Origin of the sequence: Franconibacter helveticus LMG 23732, from assembly GCF_000463115.2 — a bacterium.
GTDB lineage: Bacteria > Pseudomonadota > Gammaproteobacteria > Enterobacterales > Enterobacteriaceae > Franconibacter > Franconibacter helveticus.
On the sequence record NZ_AWFX01000038.1, the window covers coordinates 91,066 to 112,786 of the forward strand.

Below are 21,721 nucleotides of genomic sequence, written 5' to 3' on the forward strand. Positions count from 1 at the left end.
TTATGGCTGAAAAAGGTATGTGGATACACCGTTTCTCTTGCCTGAAAGGCGACATTATAAAGGCTATTTTGCTGGTCTGTCTGGCGGTCGGCGTGGTGGGCGTCTCTTATGGCTCGCTGGCGATGGCTTACGGCTTCGCGCTGTGGGTGCCGCTGCTGCTCTCGCTCTGCGTACTGGCGGGCGCTTCGGAATTTATTTTTATCGGCATCGTGGCGAGCGGCGGTAATCCGCTGGCGGCAGCGGCGGCGGGCCTGCTGGTCAACGCGCGCCATTTACCGTTCGGTATAACGGTGCGCGACCTGGTAGGCCAGGGCGCGGCGCGGCTGCTCGGCTCGCACATTATGAATGACGAGAGCGTGGTGTTCGGTTTATCGCAATCCACTCCCGAGACGCGCAAAGCCGCCTACTGGCTGTGCGGACTTGGCGTCGCGCTTTTCTGGCCGCTTGGCGTGATTGTCGGCGTGGCGGTGGGCAAGCTGCTGCCCGCGCCGGAAACCATTGGCCTGGACGCGGTATTTCCGGCGATTCTGTTAGCGCTGGTGCTGCCTGCGCTGAAAAAGAAAACCACGCTTATTCGCGCCGGTAGCGGCGCGGCGATCTCGCTTGCCGCTGTTCCTTTCGCCCCGGTGGGGCTGCCGGTGTTGCTCTCTTTAGCCGGTTTACTGACGAGGAAGAAATGATGGCCAGCACAGGGTTACTACTCGCCGGTATCGCCGTGCTTGCTGTCGGGACCTATCTGATGCGCTTCGGCGGCGCAAAGCTTGGCAACAAGCTGGCGCTCTCTGAACGCGCGCAGGCGCTGCTTTCTGATGCGGCGACAACGTTGTTATTCGCCGTGGCGCTGGCCGCTACCTTTTATGAAGGTGAGAAATTTGCCGGTATGGCGCGCGTGCTGGGCGTGGCGTTCGCGCTGTTTCTGGCCTGGCGTAAAGCGCCGTTGATTGTGGTGATCCTGGCGGCAGCCGTGGTTACCGCGCTGCTGCGTCTGGCGGGCATAAACTAAAAAAGCGCCCGCAGGCGCTCTTTCGACAAAGTTTCGTTTATTTGCTCAGTTCGGCAGTCATGTGAACCTGGTTGCCGGTGAACGCTTCGGTGATGCGATAAGAAGCGCCTGCGTCTTTGGCCTGCGCGGCGATTTTTGCTTCCGCGCCAGAGAGCGTGGTATCGGTCGCGGTGACAGTCTGACCAGCGAAAGCGCCAAAAGCAGAAGAGAGCGCGACAACTGCAACAAAAGTTTTGATAGTGTTCATGGTAAAATCCTTCCGGTAGTTTGTTCAGGGAGAAGGCTGATTGCCTTCGATGTGAGTAATAATAGACCTGCACTCACGGAACAAAAAGCGGAAGGATTTGCCGTTGTAAGTCAAAATTTTTGAATGTTAAATAAGCCGCTGCGGATGGGTATAAACGGTTGCCCTGCCCGGCTTGGCGAAACCCACCAGCGTCAGGTTGCAGCGTTCGGCCACATCGACCGCGAGCGTGGTGGCGGCGGAAACCGCAAATAAGATCTCCACGCCGCACATGGCGGATTTCTGCACCATTTCATAACTGGCGCGGCTTGAAACCATCACCGCTCCCTCGCGCCACCCTTCCCGCGCCCGCCGTCCCAGCAGCTTGTCGAGCGCCACATGGCGGCCAATATCTTCATGCCCGCCCGGCACGCCGCCGTCGGCGTTTATCCAGGCCGCCGCGTGCGTACAGCCGGTAAGCTGCCCTACGGGTTGAAAATCATTTAGCTGGCGCAGCGCGTTATCAAGCAAAGAGAGCGGGAAAGTTTGGGTAAAGGGCAGCGGAGCGACCGGACGGCCAATGTCATTGAGCTGTTCCACGCCGCAGACGCCGCAGCCGGTGCGGCCCGCCATTGAACGGCGGCGCTCTTTTAGCCCCATAAAGCGGCGGCTGGAAAGTTCTATCTGCACTTCAATGCCGTTGCAGCCCGGCACCACGTCCATGCCGTAGATTTCTTGTGAAGATTCGACAATCCCTTCCGATAAAGAGAAACCTAAGGCGAAAAGTTCAAGGTCTTTTGGCGAGGCCATCATGACCACGTGAGAAATGCCGTTATAAACCAGCGCCACCGGCACTTCTTCAGCGAGCCAGTCGGGCTGCGCCTGTGCCAGATCGTCGCGTTTCCAGAGCGAACGCTCTGCCGCTGCGGTGACCCCGGTCACGTTTCGTAACAGTTTCGGGTGATTCTTATTCACTTTTATTTAACCGCCTGGAACAGCCTTAGCAACATTATGGTATCCTGTCGCCTCCCTTCCCTCCCTGAACCGGAGGGGCGAGCACGATTGTGTACCTTTGCGGGGGCATCCGCAAAATAAAAAATCCACAAATACACTAGTGACAATGTCGAAACAAGGAGCGACCCATGCAGGTCAGCAGAAGGCAGTTCTTTAAGATCTGCGCTGGCGGTATGGCAGGCACCACGGCAGCTGCGCTGGGCTTTGCCCCAGGCGTCGCGCTGGCGGAGACGCGGCAGTACAAACTGCTGCGCACCCGTGAAACCCGTAATACCTGTACGTACTGTTCCGTCGGCTGTGGGCTGTTGATGTACAGCCTGGGCGACGGCGCGAAAAACGCGAAATCTTCCATTTTTCACATCGAAGGCGACCCGGACCATCCGGTAAACCGCGGGGCGCTTTGCCCGAAAGGCGCAGGTCTTGTGGACTTTATCCACTCTGAAAGCCGCCTGAAATACCCGGAATACCGCGCTCCCGGCTCGGACAAATTCCAGCGCATCAGTTGGGAAGAGGCGTTCGATCGCATCGCGAAACTGATGAAAGAAGACCGCGACGCCAACTTCATCGCGCAGAACGCCGAAGGCACCACCGTAAACCGCTGGCTCTCCACCGGTATGCTGTGCGCCTCCGCTTCCAGCAACGAAACCGGCTATTTATCGCAGAAATTCACCCGCGCACTCGGCATGTTAGCCGTCGACAACCAGGCGCGTGTCTGACACGGACCAACGGTAGCAAGTCTTGCTCCAACATTTGGTCGCGGTGCGATGACCAACCACTGGGTCGACATCAAAAACGCCAACCTTGTCGTCGTCATGGGCGGTAATGCGGCGGAAGCGCATCCGGTCGGATTCCGCTGGGCGATGGAAGCCAAAATCCATAACGGCGCGAAGCTGATTGTTATCGATCCGCGCTTCACGCGTACGGCTTCGGTGGCGGATTTCTATACGCCTATCCGTTCCGGCACCGACATCGCTTTCCTGTCGGGCGTTCTGCTGTACCTGATCACCAACAACAAAGTTAACCGCGAATATGTCGAGGCCTACACCAACGCCAGCCTGATTGTGCGTGAAGATTTCGGCTTCGAAGACGGCCTGTTTACCGGCTATGACGCGGAAAACCGCAAGTACGACAAAACCACCTGGAACTACGAGCTGGATGAGAACGGCTACGCCAAACGCGACGCCACCCTTACCCATCCGCGCTGCGTGTGGAATATGCTGAAAGCCCACGTTTCCCGCTACACGCCGGAAACCGTGTCGGACATCTGCGGTACGCCGAAAGAAGACTTCCTGAAAGTCTGCGAGCTTATCGCCGAAACCAGCGCCCACGATAAAACCGCCTCGTTCCTCTATGCGCTGGGCTGGACGCAACACTCCGTCGGCGCGCAGAACATCCGCACCATGGCGATGGTTCAGCTGCTGCTCGGCAACATGGGCATGGCGGGCGGCGGCGTGAACGCGCTGCGCGGCCACTCCAACATTCAGGGTCTGACCGACCTCGGCCTGCTGACGCAGAGCCTGCCGGGTTACATGACGCTGCCAAGCGAAAAACAGGCTGACCTTCAGACCTATTTCGCCGGCAACACGCCGAAGCCGTTGCAGGAAGGCCAGGTCAACTACTGGAGCAACTACCCGAAATTCTTCGTTTCGATGATGAAAGCCTTTTTTGGCGACAAGGCGACCGCAGAAAATAACTGGGGCTTCGACTGGCTGCCGAAGTGGGACAAGGGCTACGACGTCCTGCAATATTTCGAAATGATGAACCAGGGCAAGGTGAACGGTTATATCTGCCAGGGCTTTAACCCGGTGGCGTCGTTCCCGAACAAAAACAAAGTGGTCGCTTCGCTCTCGAAGCTGAAGTTCCTGGTGACCATTGACCCGCTGAACACCGAAACGGCGACCTTCTGGCAGAACCACGGCGAGCAAAACGACGTGGATACCGCCAGCATCCAGACCGAAGTGTTCCGCCTGCCTTCTACCTGCTTCGCTGAAGAGAACGGTTCTATCGTTAACTCCGGCCGCTGGCTGCAATGGCACTGGAAAGGTCAGGACGCGCCGGGCGAAGCCCTGAACGACGGCGAGATCCTGGCCGGTATCTTCCTGCGCCTGCGCAAGATGTATGCCGAACAGGGCGGCGCAACGCCGGAGCCGGTGCTGAACATGACCTGGAACTACTCCACGCCGGAAAACCCGTCGCCGGAAGAAGTGGCGATGGAGAGCAACGGCAAGGCGCTTGAGGACATTATCGACCCGGTTACCGGCAATGTGCTGGCGAAAAAAGGCAATCAGCTCGCCTCTTTCGCGCACCTGCGCGACGACGGTACGACATCAAGCGGCTGCTGGATCTTCGCCGGTAGCTGGACGCCGGACGGCAACCAGATGGCGCGCCGCGACAACGCCGACCCGTCAGGCCTTGGCAATACGCTGGGCTGGGCATGGGCGTGGCCGCTGAACCGCCGCATTCTCTATAACCGCGCCTCGGCAGACCCGCAGGGTAAACCGTGGGATCCGAAACGCCAGCTGCTCACTTACGCTAACGGTAAATGGGTCGGGGCGGATATTCCGGATTACAACACGGCGCCTCCGGGCAGCAACGTCGGGCCGTTTATCATGCTACAGGAAGGCGTGGGACGTCTGTTCGCCATCGACAAAATGGCGGAAGGGCCGTTCCCGGAGCACTACGAGCCGTTTGAGACGCCTATCGGCACCAACCCGCTGCACCCGAACGTTATCTCTAACCCGGCGGCGCGCATCTTTAAAGGCGATGCGGCAGCCCTTGGTAAGTCAGATAAGTTCCCGTATGTCGGCACCACGTACCGTCTGACAGAGCACTTCCACTACTGGACCAAGCACGCATTGCTGAACGCCATTGCGCAGCCGGAGCAGTTTGTGGAAATTGGCGAGAAGCTCGCCGGCAAGCTCGGCATTACGCAGGGCGACACGGTGAAAGTCTCGTCTAACCGCGGCTACATCAAGGCCAAAGCGGTGGTGACCAAGCGTATTCGCACGCTGAGCGTCCACGGTAAGGAAGTCGATACCATCGGCATTCCTATCCACTGGGGCTACGAAGGCGTGGCGAAGAAAGGCTTTATCGCCAACACGCTGACGCCGTTTGTGGGTGATGCGAATACCCAGACGCCGGAATTTAAGGCGTTCCTGGTGAACGTGGAAAAGGTGTAACGGAGACGACTCATGGCTTATCAATCACAAGACATTATCCGTCGTTCCGCGACTAACGGTTTCACCCCCGCGCCTCAGGCGCGGGATCACCAGCAGGAAGTGGCGAAGCTTATCGACGTAACCACCTGTATCGGCTGTAAAGCCTGTCAGGTGGCCTGTTCGGAGTGGAACGACATCCGTGACGAAGTGGGGCACAACGTTGGGGTCTATGACAACCCGGCGGACCTGACCGCCAAGTCCTGGACCGTCATGCGCTTCTCGGAAGTGGAGCAGAACGACAAACTGGAGTGGCTCATCCGCAAGGATGGCTGTATGCACTGCGCCGACCCGGGCTGCCTGAAAGCATGTCCTTCAGAAGGCGCTATCATTCAGTATGCCAACGGCATCGTCGACTTCCAGTCTGAGCAGTGCATCGGCTGCGGCTACTGCATCGCGGGCTGCCCGTTCGACGTGCCGCGCCTGAACCCGGAAGACAACCGCGTCTACAAATGCACCCTGTGCGTAGACCGCGTTACCGTGGGCCAGGAGCCGGCGTGTGTGAAGACATGTCCGACTGGCGCCATCCATTTTGGCTCCAAAGAAGATATGAAAAACCTCGCGGGCGAGCGCGTGGCGGAACTGAAAACCCGCGGTTATGACAACGCCGGTTTGTACGATCCGGCAGGCGTTGGCGGCACTCACGTTATGTATGTTCTGCACCATGCCGACAAGCCGAATCTTTACCACGGCCTGCCGGAGAACCCGCAGATCAGCGAAACCGTGAAGTTCTGGAAAGGCATCTGGAAACCGCTGGCCGCCATCGGCTTTGCGGCGACCTTCGCCGCGAGCGTCTTCCACTATGTCGGGGTCGGTCCGAACCGCGCTGACGATGATGAAGACAACCTTCACGATAAAGAAGATGACGAGGTGCGCAAATGAGAAAACGTGACACCATCGTGCGCTATTCGGCGCCGGAGCGCATCAACCACTGGGTCACCGCCTTCTGCTTCGTGCTGGCGGCGGTGAGCGGGCTGGGGTTCTTTTTCCCCTCCTTTAACTGGTTGATGAACATTCTCGGCACGCCGCAACTGGCGCGCATTCTGCATCCGTTCGTGGGTGTGGTGATGTTTGCTTCATTCATCATCATGTTCTTCCGCTACTGGCACCACAACCTAATCAATCGGGATGATATCTTTTGGGCGAAGAATATTCGTAAGATCGTCGTCAATGAGGAAGTGGGAGATACCGGGCGCTATAACTTCGGCCAGAAATGCGTTTTCTGGGCGGCGATTATTTTGCTCGTGCTGTTGCTGGCAAGCGGCGTCGTGATCTGGCGGCCTTACTTCGCAGCCGCGTTCCCAATCCCGGTTATCCGCATCGCGCTGTTGCTGCATTCATTTGCCGCCGTAGCGTTAATTGTGGTTATTATGGTGCATATTTACGCCGCTCTGTGGGTGAAAGGCACTATCACCGCGATGGTTGAAGGCTGGGTCACTACCACATGGGCGAAAAGACATCACCCGCGTTGGTACCGTGAAGTGCGCGGTAAACAGGAAAAATCGACTGAATGAGTATTCGCATTATCCCGCAAGACCAGCTGGAGAAGAGCGATAAACGTACGGCGGAAGTCATTCCGCCGTTATTGTTCCCCAGACTGAAGAATCTCTATAACCGCCGCGCGGAACGCCTGCGCGAGCTGGCGGAGAAAAATCCGCTGGGCGACTATCTGCGCTTCGCCGCCCTTATCGCCCATGCGCAGGAGGTGGTGCTGTATGACCACCCGCTGCAAATGGACTTAACGGCGCGAATTAAAGAAGCCGCAGAGAAAGGCAAGCCGCCGCTGGATATTCACGTGCTGCCGCGCGACGCGCACTGGCAGAAACTGCTGCATTCGCTGATTGCCGAGCTGAAGCCGGAGATGAGCGGCCCGGCGCTGGCGGTTATCGAGAATCTCGAAAAAGCGTCCTCGCAGGAGCTGGAAGCGATGGCGACGGCGCTGTTTAACGAAGACTTCATTACCGTGGGCAGCGATAAAGCCCCGTTCATCTGGGCTGCGCTTTCGCTTTACTGGTCGCAAATGGCAAGCCTGATACCTGGCAAAGCGCGCGCCGAGTATGGCGAGCAGCGTCAGTTCTGCCCGGTGTGCGGCAGCATGCCGGTTTCAAGCATGGTGCACATCGGCACAAGCCAGGGGCTGCGCTACCTGCACTGCAACCTGTGCGAAACCGAGTGGCACGTGGTGCGCGTGAAGTGCAGCAACTGCGAGCAAACCCGCGATTTAAACTACTGGTCGCTTGAGAGCGAACAGGCGGCGGTAAAAGCGGAAAGCTGCGGCGACTGCGGCACCTACCTGAAAATTCTTTATCAGGAAAAAGACCCGAAAGTGGAGCCGGTCGCGGATGACCTCGCCTCACTGGTGCTGGACGCGCGTATGGAGCAAGAGGGCTTCGCCCGCAGTTCCATCAACCCGTTCCTGTTCCCGGGCGAAGGGGAATAAGCCTTCTTTCCGTTCTGTTTCCCGCTCCCAACCGGGGGCGGGTTATTGCAGGGAATAAGGAATGGTCACACCGCTGATACCTTCAAAATCTTTAACATTGCGGGTGACAAGCTCACGGGAATAGATCTGCGCCGTAGCCAGGATAATGGCGTCTGGCAGTTTCATCCCGAGCTCCTGGCGAAGCAGCACGCTGCGCTCTGCAACAGCAGAAGAGAGTGGCAAAATTTCAAAGGTATCAAGCGCTTCCCGCGTACGTGATTCCTGGCTGTGTTTTTTCGCCCCCACCATCACTTCAATCCATGTCATCAGACTAATAGCGCGGTTAACCGGAAAACGCGACAGCGTGTCTTTCGCCTGCACATGCCCGCTAAAGAGGTCGATTAAAATATTGGTGTCAAAGACGGCCAGCCTCTGCATGGGTTACTACTCCTCGCGCAGCTTGCGCTCATAGGCCAGGCCATCTTCCGCCCCCTCGCCCCATAAACCCAGCGCGTTTTGCAGGACATCCTGATTTTGCCTGTCAAGATATTGCTCCACAGCCTCTCGCAGTAACTCTGCCCGCGGCAGCTTGCGGCGCTCTTTAAGCTGCTCAAGGCGACGGATCGCCTCGTCAGGCAGGTCGAGAAGAATACGTCCCATAAAACCCTCAATCAGCATACTCATATATCACTCCACTATATCATTTTTGATTATTTTTAAAGCGATCTGACGAGCAAAAGCATAAGCGGCATCAGGATAAAAGTTAACCCACCGGCAATCCGTAATTTCCCTTTTGCGAGATGCTTTCCAGATTGGCTCCCTGCCAGAAATAAGCGGTTTCCTCTCATTCACAGCCAGGCTATAAATCTGGATATACATACAGGAAAAGGGAGCGCGATATGGCGCTGGAAAAAAGCATTGCGAAGCTGGTAGACGGCTTTATCGCCGCAGGCAGGCCGTCGGTTCGCAACCAGACGATAGCCGAGCGGCGGGCAGGCTACGTGGCGAGCGCGGCGCTGGCGGGCGAGACGGAACAGCGGGTCGGGGTGAAAGAAACGGAACTGGAAGGCATACGGCTTCGTATTGTCTCGCCGCTCAACGCCACGGGCGCTTTGCCAACGGTGATTTACTACCACGGCGGCTGTTTTGTCAGCGGCGGGTTTGAAACGCACGATAACCCGCTGCGCCAGCTCGCCTTTTTCAGCGGCTGCCGGGTAATAGCCGTTCAGTACCGGCTGGCGCCGGAGCACCCTTATCCGGCGGCCCACGATGATGCTGAACGCGCCGCGAACCTTGTCTACCAGCATGCCGCAACGCTCGGCGTAGATAGCGCGGCGATTACGCTTGCAGGCGACAGCGCAGGCGGCCATATCGCACTGGTGACCGCGCTGCGCCTGAAAGCGCGCGGCATCTGGCAACCCGCGAAGCTTTTGCTGATCTACCCGATGCTTGACGCCACGGCATATTTTGAAAGCTATACGCGCAACGGGCTTGATTACATTATTACCCGAGAAACGCTGCTCACCGGCTACGATGCCTATCTTGGCGTTACGCCGCGCCAGCACCCGGAAGCCAGCCCGCTCTGGCGCGAGGATTTCACCGGCTTGCCGCCAACGCATATCGTTACCGCCGAGTTCGACCCGCTGTGCGATGAAGGCGAAGCGCTGTTTGAAAGGCTGACGCAGCAGGGCGTTAGCTGTACCTGCCAGCGCTGGCTGGGCGTTATTCACGGTTTCTTTCAACTGGGCGGCGTGAGCGAAAGCGCTCGCGATCTCATGCGAGACCTGGCCTGGCGAGCGCATGAAGCGAGGCGATAACGGAGAGAGGCTAAAAATTTTATTTTCAGTGAGTTAACGGAAAAGAGAGATTGAGCCATAGCGGGTGGCGCTACGCTTATCCGCCTGCTTATTTACCCGCGAGCCTTATTTCCTTTCCTGATTTCCATACAGGAAGCTTGCAACGTAGCGTTCTCCATTATGTGGAATTACAGCCATGTGAATGCCGCCCGCAGGCGGCATTCAGGTGACGTTAAACAGCGTTTACAGGGTTACGCTGAAAGACTGTGCTCCGCTTTGCGGCGTGAGCACCACGCCCCACTCGCTGCCCGTGTGCGCTGCGCCCTGCGCCGCGTCTATGCGATGAACGTTACGCAGGCAGAGCGTCCAGCCTGACGCCTCTCCATCGCCCTGCACCGTCAGGCGGTTGCCTTCGCGCTGCACGCGCAGCGTAAAGGTAACTGAACCGTCCGCCGCAGGTACTTCACATACCGCCTCGCGCCCTTCTTCCAGCGCAAAAAGCTGGAAAGCCGTTCCTTCATGCCAGGCATAATCCGGCTTCTGATCGTTGTTCCCCAACGCCAGCAGCGTATTTTCACGCACGTAAACCGGCAGACTAAGAAAATCATGACGCTGCTTGTGCCAGCGGCTGCCCGCCAGTTCATCGTTATGCCACACGTGCGTCCAGCGCCCCTCAGGCAGATAAAACGCCACGTCGCCCGCCTCGCTGAACACCGGCGCCACCAGCAGCGCGTCGCCGAGCATGTACTGGCGATCGAGGTAGTCGCAGGCCGGGTCGTCCGGGTACTCCAGCATCATCGCGCGCATCACTGGTGTGCCGTACTCGTGAGCAAGCGCGGACTGGCGATACAGGTACGGCATCAGGCGACACTTAAGCTGCGTGAAGTGGCGCACCACGTCGCAGGCTTCGTCGTCATAGGCCCAGGGCACGCGGTAAGATTTGCTGCCGTGCAGGCGGCTGTGGCTTGAGAGCAGCCCGAACGCACACCAGCGTTTGTAAACATGGGCTGGCGCGGTGTTTTCAAAGCCGCCGATATCGTGGCTCCAGAAGCCAAACCCGGAAAGGCCGATAGAAAGCCCGCCGCGCAGGCTTTCCGCCATCGACTCATAGTTAGCGTAGCAGTCGCCGCCCCAGTGCACCGGAAACTGCTGCGCGCCCACCGAGGCAGAGCGGGTGAACAGCACCGCCTCGTCTTCGCCAACGGTCTCTTTCAGTACGTTCCACACCAGTTCGTTGTAGAGAAACGCATAGTGGTTGTGCATCTTTTGCGGGTCAGAGCCGTCGTGCCAGACCACGTCAGTGGGAATGCGCTCGCCGAAGTCGGTTTTAAAACAGTCGACGCCCATCCGCACCAGCCGTTTAAGGTGGCCCGCATACCAGTCGCACGCCGCCGGGTTAGTAAAATCAACAATGCCCTGTCCCGGCTGCCATTTATCCCATTGCCATACCGCGCCGTTCGGTCGCTTCAGCAGATAGCCTTTCTCCATGCCTTCGCGAAATAGCGGCGATTTCTGGCCGATATAGGGGTTTATCCAGACGCAAATTTTAAGCCCTTTCGCTTTCAGCCGTTTAAGCATGCCTTCCGGGTCCGGGAAGGTGTCCGGGTCCCATTCAAAATCGCACCACTGAAAAGCTTTCATCCAGAAGCAATCGAAGTGGAAAACGTGCAACGGCAGATTGCGCTCCGCCATGCCGTCGATAAGCGGTTGACGGTCTCTTCGTCGTAGTTGGTGGTAAACGACGTGGTGAGCCACAGCCCGAACGACCAGGCTGGCGGCAGCGCGGGGCGGCCGGTAAAGCGGGTGTAGCGCTCCAGCACCGCCTTCGGCGTGGGGCCGTCGATAACAAAATACTCCAGGTACTCTCCTTCCACGCTGAACTGCACTTTAGACACTTTCTCAGAGCCTATCTCGAAAGAGACGCACTCCGGATGATTGACCAGCACGCCATAGCCCCGGTTGGTCAGATAGAAGGGGATATTTTTGTAAGCCTGCTCGGTGCTGGTGCCGCCATCACGGTTCCAGGTTTCCACCGTCTGGCCGTTGCGCACCAGCGCGGTAAAGCGCTCGCCAAGGCCATAAACCGTTTCGCCAACGCCCAGATCGAGACGCTCAAACATATAATTGCGCCCGTGGTTGCCATCCTGCACGTAGCCGTTGTTTTTCACCTGGCTGCCGGTAAGGCGCTCGCCGTCTCGCAGAAAATCAAGCGCCCAGCTTTCGCCTTTGGTGACGCGCACGCTCAGATTGCCGCTTTTCAGTTCAGCGTAATCCGCCGTGTTTTGCATCTCCACGCGCATCTCTTTCAGCACGTTGAGCGGGTAATGGGGGCCGTTATTCACCGCGCCCTGAAAATGCTCAAGGCGCACGCCGATGATCCCTTCCTGCGGCGAGAAAAAGCGCAGCGTAAAGAGCGGCGTATCAAGCTGCCAGGCGCGCTCGCGGGCGTCGCGCGGCGCGGCATAAACCACCATCTCGTTGTCGCGCTGCTCAACATCGAACACCTGAATGGGATGGATAAGCGTTAAGCCCGGTTGAATAAGCCAGTTTCCGTCACTGATTTTCATCTCTTACCCCTTTGACTCATTAAATGCTTTGCTCACCGGCAGCGTTTCAAACTCCCGCTGGTTGTTGTGCGCGCCCTTCGCCAGCTCCGCCAGGATCGTTTTCAGCAGCGGCGTTTTCAGCGTGTAGTAGCGTTTGGCGACAAGGGCGCTCAGCACGTAGCAGATGCCCGGCACGATAGTGAAAAGCGCGATGATGATGCTGAGGGTGGCGCTGTTTTGTGTTTTCGCCGCAGCGTCGTAGCCGCCGCCCGCCAGCATCCAGCCAATCAGCGCGCCGCCGAACGCCAGGCCAAGCTTCAGCACGAACAGCGTACCGGCGAAGCTGATGCCCGTCAGGCGCTTGCCGTTGCGCCACTCGCCGTAGTCAACGGTATCGGACATCATCACCCACTGAATGGGCGTAACGAGCTGGTGCAGCACGCCGATGGCGAAAATGAAGGCGAACATGGTGAAGGTGGCGCTCATCGGCACAAAGAACATAGCGATGCTCAGCACCGCCAGCGCGGCGTTAGTCCACCAGAAGACGCTGACTTTGCACTTCCAGTCGGTCAGCGGTTTGGCAAGCGCGCTGCCTATCAGGTTGCCGACGCAGTAGAGGCCGAGGAACCAGGAGAAGAGCGCCGCGTCGCCCATTATCCAGGTGACGTAATACATCATTGCGCCGCCGCGCACGCAAACGGCGAGAATATTCAGGAGGGTGAGCAGCCCCACCACGCGCCACTGGTCGTTTTGCAGGATATCGCGCAAATCTTCGCGCATGGTGGAGGTGTTGGGCGGCGCTTCCACGCGCTCTTTGGTCGTGAAGAAGCAGAACGCGAGCATCAGAAACGCGACAAAGGCCAGCACCGCAATGCCCGCCTGAAAGCCGAAGGCTTTGTCTTCGCCGCCGAGCAGGTTAACCAGCGGCATCATCAGCACAGTGGAGAGCATGCCGCCCGCCGTCGCCAGCACAAAGCGCCAGGACTGCAACGAGATGCGCTGCTGCGGGTCGCTGGTGATAACGCCGCCCAGCGCGCAGTAGGGAATATTCACGACGGTGTACATCAGCGTGAGCAGCGTGTAAGTCACGGCGGCATAAATCATTTTGCCGGTCATGCTCAGCTCAGGCGAACTGTAAGCAAAGACGCAGACTACGCCAAACGGCAGCGCGCCGAACAGCACCCACGGGCGGAACTTGCCCCAGCGGCTGCGGGTGCGGTCGGCAATCAGCCCCATCGCCGGGTCCGATATCGCATCCAGCGCGCGGGCCAGCAAAAACATGGTGCCGACAAACCCGGCGGGAATGCCGAATATGTCGGTATAAAAAAACATCATGTAAAGCATGACGTTATCGAAGACGATATGGCTTGCGGCGTCTCCCATGCCGTAGCCAATTTTCTCTTTTACTGATAAGACTTGATCGCGCATTCAGGCCATCCTCATCACGTAAGTGCGGAATTTCACTTAAGATTTCTAGTGCGGAAAAGCGATGCGGGAAATTGTGTTTTCTGGTTATTTATTTACGATTCTTCTTTTCTGTGATCGGGATAACTCATTGATGAAATTCATGATAAATTTTTTGTGACGGGTAACACGCAAAACCAGGCATGGCGCGGGGCGAGCGGCGAAGGAGCGGGACGGAAAAAAGAGCGAGGCGGGGTATTGGTAAGCAGTGGAAACGCGCCTATAATGCGCCCGCCTCCATGTAGCAATCGAGGCGCGGAAGATCGTCGTCTCCGGTGAGGCGGCTGGACTTCAAATCCAGTTGGGGCCGCCAGCGGTCCCGGGCAGGTTCGACTCCTGTGATCTTCCGCCAAAGTTGCCTCTTTTGAATTCCCCCGAAGTCAACGAATCCCCTTTTAACCCCTTCTGTAACAAGCTTTCTTTATATTCTGAGATCAATATCTGTCAGTCTTTTTGGGCTTCAGGAGTATCAGGTTAATTGCTGGCAGAAATCTCTCTGGAAAGTACCGCTTCGCCGGTAAAGAAAAGGTCAAAATAAACGCTATGCGAGTCATGAGCTTCACCAGGAATGTCTGGCATACTAAGCGTATTATGGAGCAGGCATAAGAGGAGGCGGCATGGCAGATAAGCATTTAACTCAATCCCCGGCAGGGGAATTTATTATGTTTGCCAGCGATGATGGCGAGGTCCATGTTGAATGCCGCTTCGAACAAGAGACGCTATGGCTCCCTCAGGCCACCCTCGCAAAACTTTATCAAATCACGCCCCAGGCCGTTACTCAGCATATCAAAGCTATCTATGAAGAAGGCGAGCTTGAACAAAATGCAACCTGTAAGTCTTACTTACAAGTTCAACAGGAAGGTAATCGTCAGGTAAGCCGCAACAGGCTGCATTATAGCCTGCCAATTATTCAGACGCTTATGAAGATCACGCATTAGCCAGATAAAATCAAAAAGCTAATGTAGAACCAGGGCTCCTGTTTTCGCCTTATCAGGCAAGGCCGCTCGCTATGGGGTTAGTCTGTTCGCTTCTCCAGACGCTGCGCTCTCCCCTAAATCCTCAGGCGCAATAAAAAGCGCTGGTTAAAGTCACGATTTGTGACTTTCCAAATCCTCCACCACATCCACATCCTTTACCACGCCGACATCTTCTAACGTCAGTTCCAGCACGTCGCCCTGTTCCCGCGCCCTACGCACAACGGCTTTCGCGCCCACATCTGCGCAAAGCCCGGCAAGGGCAGCAAAATAGCGTTGTTGAAACCCTACCGGGTGCCCCTGCTTTTGCTGGTAGCGCGGCACCACGACCGGGTTTTCTGGCAGCGCCTGCGCCACGCGCAGCAGCGAAGCAGGCTGGATGTAAGGAAGATCGCCCGGCAGGATTAACCACCCCGGCGCGTCGGGTGTGGCGCGCACGCCCATGGCGATGGACTCGCCCATACCGCCGGTGCCGCCTTGCGGCCTGACCAGATGCCACGGCAGGCCTGTCGCTTTCACCGCGTCGAGCACATGCTGCAACACCGCTTTGCCGTTAAGCAGCGCGTCCAGTTTGTGGGTTGTCGCGCCGGACGCAAGAAAACGCGCTCCCTTTCCGGCAGCCAGAATAATGATGACCGGTTGGCCCCGGGCCTGCATTAGAGCGCCTCTGGTTGGCTGGCGCAGCGCAGGCGAGCCGCCGCTACATCCGCCAGCACAGAGAGCGCCAGCGAATGGGCGTCGCGCGCTTTCGGGAAGATGCCTATCGGCGCTTTTATCCGCACAATCTCCTGCTCGCTCCAGCCAAGCTCGCTCAGCCGCCGCACGCGTTCGCCATGGGTCCGCTTGCTTCCCAGCGCGCCGATATAAAATGGGTTGGCGGCAAGCGCGGCTTGCAGCACCGGCAGCTCGCGGTTGAGATCGTGATAAAGCAAAATAACCGCCGTGTCGGCGTCCATCAGCGCGAAAGTGGTGCGCGGGTCGAATCCGTCGCTGGTCTGCACATCGTAACCCGCTGCCCGGGCGACGTTGGCCGTCACTTCCGCTTCCACCGAGCGGCCATAAACAATAACCCGCGCACAGGGGCGGTAGCTCACGTCAAAATAGTCGTCGCGCCAGCCTGTTTTTGTTACCGGAGGCGCGCTTTCCAGCGTTTGCGCCTGCGGCGTATAGCGAAGCCCTGCCGGCTGGCGCTGTTCCATGGCGTTGAGCACCGCCAGCAGCGGGCTTGCGTCGCGCAGCTTATGCACGCTCAGGGTGATGCCGCCGCCGCAGGGCAGCACAATGTCAAAATAAGGCGAGCCTTCGCCATATTTCACCATGCGGTCTTCCCCAGAGGTGATGACGTCCAGAGCCTCAAAAGCGGCCGCCGCTTCCACGCAACCGCCAGAGACAAAACCGCAATAGAACCCGTCTTCGCGTACGGCCATCTGCGCGCCCAGCGGACGGGAAGAGCCGCCGCGGATCGCCACCAGCGTCACCAGCGCCGCCGCCATGCCCGCCTTCAGCGCCCCGGCGGCGAAGCGCAATATTTCGGCGCTGTCGTCGGTCAAAAATGCCGGCTCCGGCTTGCGCAGCGCCTGGCCGGGTTGATCGATAAGGGGAAATTGTTGTAGCACCTTGTCTCCATCCTCTGCCTGAAAGCGCGGCTGGCAGCACAGAGCCGCCAGCCGCTGCGGTCCTTAAACGAGCGCCGGTAGCCCTTGCAACAGCTTATCGACGGTGATGGGGTAATCCCGCACCCGCACGCCTGTGGCGTTGTAAATGGCGTTGGCGATGGCGGCGCTGACGCCGCAAAGCCCCAGCTCGCCTACCCCTTTGGCTTTCACAGGAGAAGAGATCGGGTCAGTATCTTCAAGGAACACCACGTCCTGTTCAGGAATATCGGCATGCACCGGCACTTCGTAACCCGCCATGTCGTGGTTAACGAAGAAGCCGAGCCGCGTATCCACCGCCAGCTCTTCCATCAGCGCGCCGCCAAGCCCCATGGTCATCGCGCCAATCACCTGGCTGCGGGCCGTTTTGGGGTTAAGGATGCGCCCGGCGGCGCACACCGCGAGCATGCGGCGCACGCGAACCTCGCCAGTCGCCATATCAACCGCCACTTCCACGAAATGTCCGGCGAAGGTGGACTGCTGGAATTGCTTGTCGAGGTCGCCATATTCCATGGTGTCTTCTGCGGTGAGGGTGCCGCCCGCCGCCGCTTCCGCCAGCGGAACGCTGCGGTCGCCTGAACGGATTTGCCCGTCGGTAAATTCCACCGTATTCGCCTCCATGCCCAGCCGGTTCGCTACCGCTTCGCGCAGCTTAACGCAGGCAGCATAAACGCCCGCCGTAGAGCTGTTGGCGCCCCACTGACCGCCGGAGCCGGAAGAGACCGGATAGTCGGAGTCGCCAAGGCGCACCACCACTTTCTCCAGCGGCACGCCCATCATCTCGGCGGCGGTCTGGGCGATGATGGTGTAGCTGCCGGTGCCGATATCGGTCATGTCAGTCTCCACGGTCACCACGCCTTTAGCATCAAGATGCACGCGCGCGCCGGAAGGGGTCAGCAGGTTGTTGCGAAAGCCAGCCGCCATGCCAAGCCCCACCAGCCAGCGGCCGTCGCGTACCCGGGCGGGTTGCGGGTTGCGCTGGCTCCAGCCGAAACGCTCCGCACCCGTGCGCAGGCATTCCACCAGCTGGCGGCGCGAGAAGAAACGCTCCGGTTTGGCCGGGTCCACCTGCGTGTCGTTAAGGATGCGGAACTCCACCGGATCCATTCCCAGCTTTTCAGCCATCTCGTCGATGGCTATCTCCAGCACCATCATCCCCGGCGCTTCGCCAGGGGCGCGCATGGAATTGCCTTCCGGCAGCCCCAGCTCCGCCAGACGCAGCCCGGTATGGCGGTTCGCCCCGGCATACAGTAGCTCAGTCTGGTTGGTGGCGGTTTCCGTTGGGCCGCCCGGCAGGTTGCCGGACCAGCTTTCATGCGCGATGGCGGTGATGCGCCCGTCCTGCTTCGCGCCGAGACGCACGCGCTGTATGGTCGCCGGGCGGTGGGTCGTATTGTTTGGAATAAACGGTCTTGGCAGCATCACTTTCACGGGCCGTTTCACCGCCCGCGCGGCCAGCGCGGCCAGCAGCGCGTCGCTGCGCAAAAACAGCTTGCTGCCGAAGCCGCCGCCGATAAAAGGCGAGCGCACGCGAATGTTCTCTTTGGGGATCTGAAGCGTTTTAGCCAGATCGCCCCGCCACCAGTTGATCATCTGGCTGGACGTCCAGAGGGTGAGCTTGTCGCCCTCCCATGCGGCCATCGAAGCGTGCGGCTCCATCGCCATATGGCTCTGGTCCGGCGTGGTGTAAGTCGCGTCGAGCTTCACCTCCGCCTCGTTGAAGGCGCGCTCAAAATCGCCCACGATTTTGTCCGGCGTATCTTCCGGCGGCTCCGTCACCGACGGTTTTTCCTGCGCGAGATCGTACGCGCCGGGCTCGCGGCGGTAGCGCACGTCAATCAGCGCCGAAGCCGCGCGCGCCTGCTCAAACGTCTGCGCCACCACCACGGCGATAGCCTGGTGATAGTGTTCGATTTCCGGGCCGCCCAGCAGCGTAGCGGCGTTCATCTCCCCTTTGCCGAGCGGGCCGGCGTTATCGGCGGTAATCACGGCCAGCACGCCAGGGGCGTTTTTCGCCGCGCTAATGTCCATTGAGACGATGCGGCCTTTGGCGATGGCCGATCCCACTACGTGCCCGTAGGCGACGTCGGACGCCTCTTTATGCCACTCATAAGCGTAGGTCGCCGTGCCGGTGGTTTTCAGCGGGCCGTCGATACGGTCGTGCGGGCGTCCCACGACGTTCATCTGGTCGATGGGGTTCTCTTGTGCCGGTTTATCAAATTTCATTCGTTCAGGACCTCGCTTCCGTCAGCACCGAGGCGAGCGTGCGCTTCGCCAGTGTCAGCTTGAACTCGTTTTCAGGCGTGGGTTGCGCATCGGCAAACAGCTGCTCACAGACCGCCTGCGCCCCCTCGGCGAGCCGGGCGTCCGCCTCTTCCATGCGCCAGGGTTTATGGGCAACCCCGCCCAGCGCCACGCGGCCTGTGCCGTCGGGCTGCACCACGGCGGCAACCGAGACCAGGGCGAAAGCATAAGAGGAGCGATCGCGCACTTTGCGATAAATATGGCTGCCGCCGAGCGGCGGCGGCAGCGTTACCGCAGTGATGAACTCACCGGGCGCCAGCACCGTTTCCAGATGCGGCGTATCGCCCGGCGCGCGGTAGAAATCGGCAACCGGAATGCGGCGCTCGCTGCCGTCCGGGTTTACGGTTTCCACAACCGCGTCCAGAAGACGCATGGCGACGGCCATGTCGCTGGGATGGGTGGCGATGCAGGCTTCGCTCGCGCCTATCACCGCAAGCTGGCGGCTATAGCCTTCCAGCGCGGCGCAGCCGCTGCCGGGGAGGCGCTTGTTGCAAGGCTGGTTGGTGTCATAGAAATAAGGGCAACGGGTGCGTTGCAGCAGGTTGCCTGCGGTAGTGGCGCGGTTGCGAAGCTGGCCGGAAGCGCCCGCCAGCAGGGCGCGGGAGAGCACGGCGTAGTCGCGGCGCACCCGTTCATCCGCCGCCAGATCGGTGTTGCGAACCAGCGCGCCAATGCGCAAACCGCCTTCCGCGGTCGGCTCTGTTTTATCCAGCGCCAGGCCGTTTACGTCTATCAGGTGAACGGGGGTTTCTATCTCAAGCTTCATCAGATCGAGCAGGTTCGTGCCGCCGGCGATAAACTTCGCGCCCGGATGTTGTTTAGCGCTGGCCGCCGCTTCGGCTGGGGTCGTCGCGCGTTCGTAAGTAAAAGCCTTCATGGTTTCTCACCCCCGGCGACATCTTCGATAGCAGCAAGAATGTTGGCATAGGCGCCGCAGCGGCAGATGTTGCCGCTCATGCGTTCGCGAATTTCGTCTGCCGTCATCTGCGGCGGCGAAACCAGGTCCAGCGTGACGTGGCTTGGAATGCCCGCTTCAATCTCTTCCAGCACCGCTACGGAAGAGCAAATTTGCCCCGGCGTGCAGTAGCCGCACTGGTAGCCGTCATGTTTGACGAACGCCGCCTGCATCGGGTGCAGGTCGTCCGGCGTGCCGAGACCTTCGATGGTGGTCACTTGCGCATCCTGATGCATAACGGCAAGGGTCAGGCAGGAATTGAGACGCCGCCCGTCGACAATAACCGTGCAGGCGCCGCACTGGCCGTGGTCACACCCCTTTTTGGTGCCGGTGAGGTGCAGGTTTTCGCGCAACGCGTCCAGCAGCGTAGTGCGCGTATCTACTTCCAGCTGGCGCACTTCGCCGTTCACTGTCAGGCGCAGCGGCAGGGTTTGCGGGGCGGGCGTCGCAGGCGGATTGCCCGTGAAAGCGGCGGTTGCGTTAGAAGAGACGGCTGCTGTCGCCGCCGAAGCCGCGCCCGCTTTGATAAGCTCGCGCCGCGTCAGGCTGAAGTCATGCTCTGCGCGGCCAGTGTCGTCCGCTGCCGGCGGACGCCCTTTATTTGCTTCATCGCCTTGGTTGCTCATGCCAGGCCTCCAGTATCTTTAAAGTGAAAGGGGGAAAAGAAACGCTTGCCGCTGCTGCTTCGCGCGGTTTTTTTATAACGAACAGTTAATAATAGTCGGCGCTGGCGGCGGGGCGGCGCGGGCGAGCTAATTAGTGTTATGAGGAAAATTTATAAACAGGCTAAGGCGACGAAATGGCTGGTGAAAAAAAAGGGGCGCCTGCCCCTTTGTAAAAAGATGAAGCGATCAACCCCGCGCTATTTCGCCCGGCTGTTGAATACCTCTTTAAAAACCGGCAGCGCGGAAAACACGTTCGGCCAGCCCGCCACGAAAGCAAGCTGCGTAAGCGCTTCAGAAGCCGCTTCCTGCGTCAGGCCGTTGTCCATTGCCCTGTTGAGATGATAAGGCACCTGCGCCACCTGCCCCGCCGTGACCAGCGCGCTGACGGTAATCAGGCTGCGGTCGCGCGGCGCAAGCCCCGGGCGCAGCCAGAGATCGCGGAACAGCGCGTCGGTGGTGTAATGCACCACGCCCGGCGACACGTTGCCGAAGTTTTCCGCCACTATTTTCTCACGCTTGCTTTCGCTCTCTGTGTCCAGTGGCAACGGCGCCACGTCCATGCCTGGCAGCGCTGCCGTGTCGACATTGCGCGCTTCAAAAACCTGCTGAGCGATAACCGCAGCGGCCGTGGCGTTCGGCCAGCCAGCATAAAAAGCGAGATGCGTAATGGTTTCTGATAGCTCGACAGGCGTTACGCCGCTTTCCAGCGCCAGGGTAAAGTACTGCGGCAGTTCCGCCACGCCGTTGCGGCTAATCAGCGCCGCGACCGTCACCAGGCTGCGGTCGCGCTTTGAGAGCCCAGGGCGGTTCCAGAGATCGTTTTCAATAAACCGCTCCGCATAGCCTGCCATTGCTGGCGCGGCGTTCTGCACGGCGGTTTTCACATTTTGCGTTTCTGGCTTGGTCATTTTATCTGCTCCTGTATGCATACAGCCCGTCAGCAGGAAAGGCGTGAGCATGGCCGCGACAATCTGTCTCTTCATGAGCCGTCCTTAACGTAAGTAAACGTCGTCGGAGACTTTCCCGAGCCATTGCACGCTTTTGCCTTCCGGGGTGGTCTCCTGAATGGCAAGATGCACCATTCCCGTTTTATCCGTTGCGCCATGCCAGTGCTTAACACCCGGCGGGCAGTTCACCACGTCGCCTGCGCGAATCGTTTTCTTCTCGCCGCCCCACTCCTGCACCCAGCCGCTGCCTGACGTCACCACCAGCGTTTGCCCCAACGGATGCGTATGCCAGGCGCTGCGCGCGCCAGGCTCGAAGGTAACGTACGAGCCGGTTGCGCGCTGCGGCGCTTGCGGCTTGAGGAACAGCGGGTCCACCCAGACGCGGCCGGTAAAGTTCGCATCCGGCCCGGGTATGGCGGCCCGGCTGCCGCTTTCAGAAAACGTCATCTGCGCCGCCAGGGGTTCAGCGGCAAGCGCCGGTACGGCAATCAGCAGCAAAGCCGTTGCAGAGGCATAGCGAATCATCATTTATCTCCAGAGTAAG

General features: G+C 59.1%; 19 protein-coding genes, 1 tRNA gene and 2 pseudogenes. 9 read left to right on the top strand and 13 right to left on the bottom strand.

Going from position 1 to position 21,721, the window contains the following annotated elements; translation table 11 throughout:
* Positions 1 to 17: 17 nt before the first annotated feature.
* Entirely contained in the window at positions 18 to 680 is a 663-nt protein-coding gene (locus DW56_RS09405) for an AzlC family ABC transporter permease (protein WP_024552147.1), read from the top strand.
* The gene (locus DW56_RS09410) at positions 680 to 1,003 is read left to right on the top strand and encodes an AzlD domain-containing protein (RefSeq protein ID WP_024552146.1); all 324 of its coding nucleotides are present in this window, start codon (positions 680 to 682) and stop codon (positions 1,001 to 1,003) included. The genes DW56_RS09405 and DW56_RS09410 overlap by 1 nt, the downstream gene beginning before the upstream one ends.
* Before the next feature lie 37 nt (positions 1,004 to 1,040).
* Here the strand turns inward: DW56_RS09410 and DW56_RS09415 are convergent, their stop codons facing one another.
* Positions 1,041 to 1,250, bottom strand: a complete 210-nt coding sequence (locus DW56_RS09415; protein ID WP_024552145.1) for a YdgH/BhsA/McbA-like domain containing protein — start codon at positions 1,248 to 1,250, stop codon at positions 1,041 to 1,043.
* Positions 1,251 to 1,376: 126 nt separating this feature from the next.
* Positions 1,377 to 2,201, bottom strand: coding sequence for a formate dehydrogenase accessory sulfurtransferase FdhD (fdhD, locus tag DW56_RS09420; protein ID WP_024552144.1), 825 nt, complete (start codon positions 2,199 to 2,201; stop codon positions 1,377 to 1,379).
* Positions 2,202 to 2,368: 167 nt separating this feature from the next.
* Between fdhD and fdnG the strand changes: the two genes are divergently transcribed.
* From fdnG to fdhE, 4 genes are read left to right on the top strand one after another with little or no spacing between them, the layout of a single operon-like run.
* Positions 2,369 to 5,419, top strand: a complete 3,051-nt coding sequence (fdnG, locus tag DW56_RS09430) for a formate dehydrogenase-N subunit alpha (protein WP_110877488.1) — start codon at positions 2,369 to 2,371, stop codon at positions 5,417 to 5,419.
* Between the two features lie 12 nt (positions 5,420 to 5,431).
* Entirely contained in the window at positions 5,432 to 6,337 is a 906-nt protein-coding gene (gene fdxH, locus DW56_RS09435) for a formate dehydrogenase subunit beta (protein WP_024552141.1), read from the top strand.
* Positions 6,334 to 6,969 (top strand): formate dehydrogenase cytochrome b556 subunit, encoded by a 636-nt coding sequence (gene fdoI, locus DW56_RS09440; protein WP_024552140.1) that lies wholly within the window; start codon positions 6,334 to 6,336, stop codon positions 6,967 to 6,969. Before fdxH ends, fdoI begins: the two co-directional genes overlap by 4 nt.
* Positions 6,966 to 7,895 carry a formate dehydrogenase accessory protein FdhE gene (gene fdhE, locus DW56_RS09445; protein ID WP_024552139.1) on the top strand — a complete coding sequence of 310 codons (930 nt, stop codon included), beginning with the start codon at positions 6,966 to 6,968 and terminating at the stop codon, positions 7,893 to 7,895. Before fdoI ends, fdhE begins: the two co-directional genes overlap by 4 nt.
* Before the next feature lie 42 nt (positions 7,896 to 7,937).
* Here the strand turns inward: fdhE and DW56_RS09450 are convergent, their stop codons facing one another.
* Both DW56_RS09450 and DW56_RS09455 read right to left on the bottom strand, forming a co-directional pair.
* Positions 7,938 to 8,312: a type II toxin-antitoxin system VapC family toxin gene (locus tag DW56_RS09450; RefSeq protein ID WP_024552138.1), complete on the bottom strand. Its 375-nt coding sequence runs from the start codon at positions 8,310 to 8,312 to the stop codon at positions 7,938 to 7,940.
* 6 nt (positions 8,313 to 8,318) lie between these two features.
* A complete protein-coding gene (locus tag DW56_RS09455) occupies positions 8,319 to 8,558 on the bottom strand; it encodes a ribbon-helix-helix domain-containing protein (protein ID WP_024552137.1) in 240 nt (79 codons plus the stop codon).
* Between the two features lie 215 nt (positions 8,559 to 8,773).
* On the opposite strand from DW56_RS09455, the gene DW56_RS09460 reads away from it, so the two are divergent.
* Complete coding sequence (locus DW56_RS09460; protein ID WP_024552136.1) at positions 8,774 to 9,691, top strand: alpha/beta hydrolase; 918 nt, start codon at positions 8,774 to 8,776, stop codon at positions 9,689 to 9,691.
* A gap of 222 nt (positions 9,692 to 9,913) precedes the next feature.
* Here the strand turns inward: DW56_RS09460 and yicI are convergent.
* A pseudogene (yicI, locus tag DW56_RS09465) lies at positions 9,914 to 12,237 on the bottom strand (alpha-xylosidase).
* Between the two features lie 3 nt (positions 12,238 to 12,240).
* A complete protein-coding gene (locus DW56_RS09470) occupies positions 12,241 to 13,644 on the bottom strand; it encodes a glycoside-pentoside-hexuronide family transporter (protein ID WP_024552135.1) in 1,404 nt (467 codons plus the stop codon).
* Positions 13,645 to 13,937: 293 nt separating this feature from the next.
* Here DW56_RS09470 and DW56_RS09475 point away from each other — a divergent pair.
* Positions 13,938 to 14,032 (top strand) — tRNA-Sec (locus tag DW56_RS09475).
* Between the two features lie 265 nt (positions 14,033 to 14,297).
* Positions 14,298 to 14,591: pseudogene (locus tag DW56_RS09480) on the top strand (hydroxyacid dehydrogenase); the annotation flags it as partial.
* A gap of 177 nt (positions 14,592 to 14,768) precedes the next feature.
* On the opposite strand, the gene DW56_RS09485 reads toward DW56_RS09480, so the two are convergent.
* From DW56_RS09485 to DW56_RS09515, 7 genes are all read right to left on the bottom strand, one after another.
* Complete coding sequence (locus DW56_RS09485; RefSeq protein ID WP_024552118.1) at positions 14,769 to 15,311, bottom strand: nucleotidyltransferase family protein; 543 nt, start codon at positions 15,309 to 15,311, stop codon at positions 14,769 to 14,771.
* Positions 15,311 to 16,270 (bottom strand): XdhC family protein, encoded by a 960-nt coding sequence (locus DW56_RS09490; RefSeq protein WP_024552117.1) that lies wholly within the window; start codon positions 16,268 to 16,270, stop codon positions 15,311 to 15,313. Before DW56_RS09490 ends, DW56_RS09485 begins: the two co-directional genes overlap by 1 nt.
* A 63-nt stretch (positions 16,271 to 16,333) precedes the next feature.
* Positions 16,334 to 18,532, bottom strand: a complete 2,199-nt coding sequence (gene paoC, locus DW56_RS09495) for an aldehyde oxidoreductase molybdenum-binding subunit PaoC (protein ID WP_029589772.1) — start codon at positions 18,530 to 18,532, stop codon at positions 16,334 to 16,336.
* Between the two features lie 4 nt (positions 18,533 to 18,536).
* On the bottom strand, positions 18,537 to 19,487 hold the full coding sequence (locus DW56_RS09500) for an FAD binding domain-containing protein (RefSeq protein WP_024552115.1): 951 nt from the start codon (positions 19,485 to 19,487) through the stop codon (positions 18,537 to 18,539).
* Positions 19,484 to 20,191 carry an aldehyde dehydrogenase iron-sulfur subunit PaoA gene (gene paoA / locus DW56_RS09505; protein WP_024552114.1) on the bottom strand — a complete coding sequence of 236 codons (708 nt, stop codon included), beginning with the start codon at positions 20,189 to 20,191 and terminating at the stop codon, positions 19,484 to 19,486. The genes DW56_RS09500 and paoA overlap by 4 nt, the downstream gene beginning before the upstream one ends.
* A gap of 236 nt (positions 20,192 to 20,427) precedes the next feature.
* On the bottom strand, positions 20,428 to 21,213 hold the full coding sequence (locus DW56_RS09510; RefSeq protein WP_024552113.1) for a carboxymuconolactone decarboxylase family protein: 786 nt from the start codon (positions 21,211 to 21,213) through the stop codon (positions 20,428 to 20,430).
* A 9-nt stretch (positions 21,214 to 21,222) separates the two neighbouring features.
* Positions 21,223 to 21,702 (bottom strand): (R)-mandelonitrile lyase, encoded by a 480-nt coding sequence (locus DW56_RS09515; RefSeq protein WP_029697201.1) that lies wholly within the window; start codon positions 21,700 to 21,702, stop codon positions 21,223 to 21,225.
* Positions 21,703 to 21,721 lie beyond the last annotated feature (19 nt).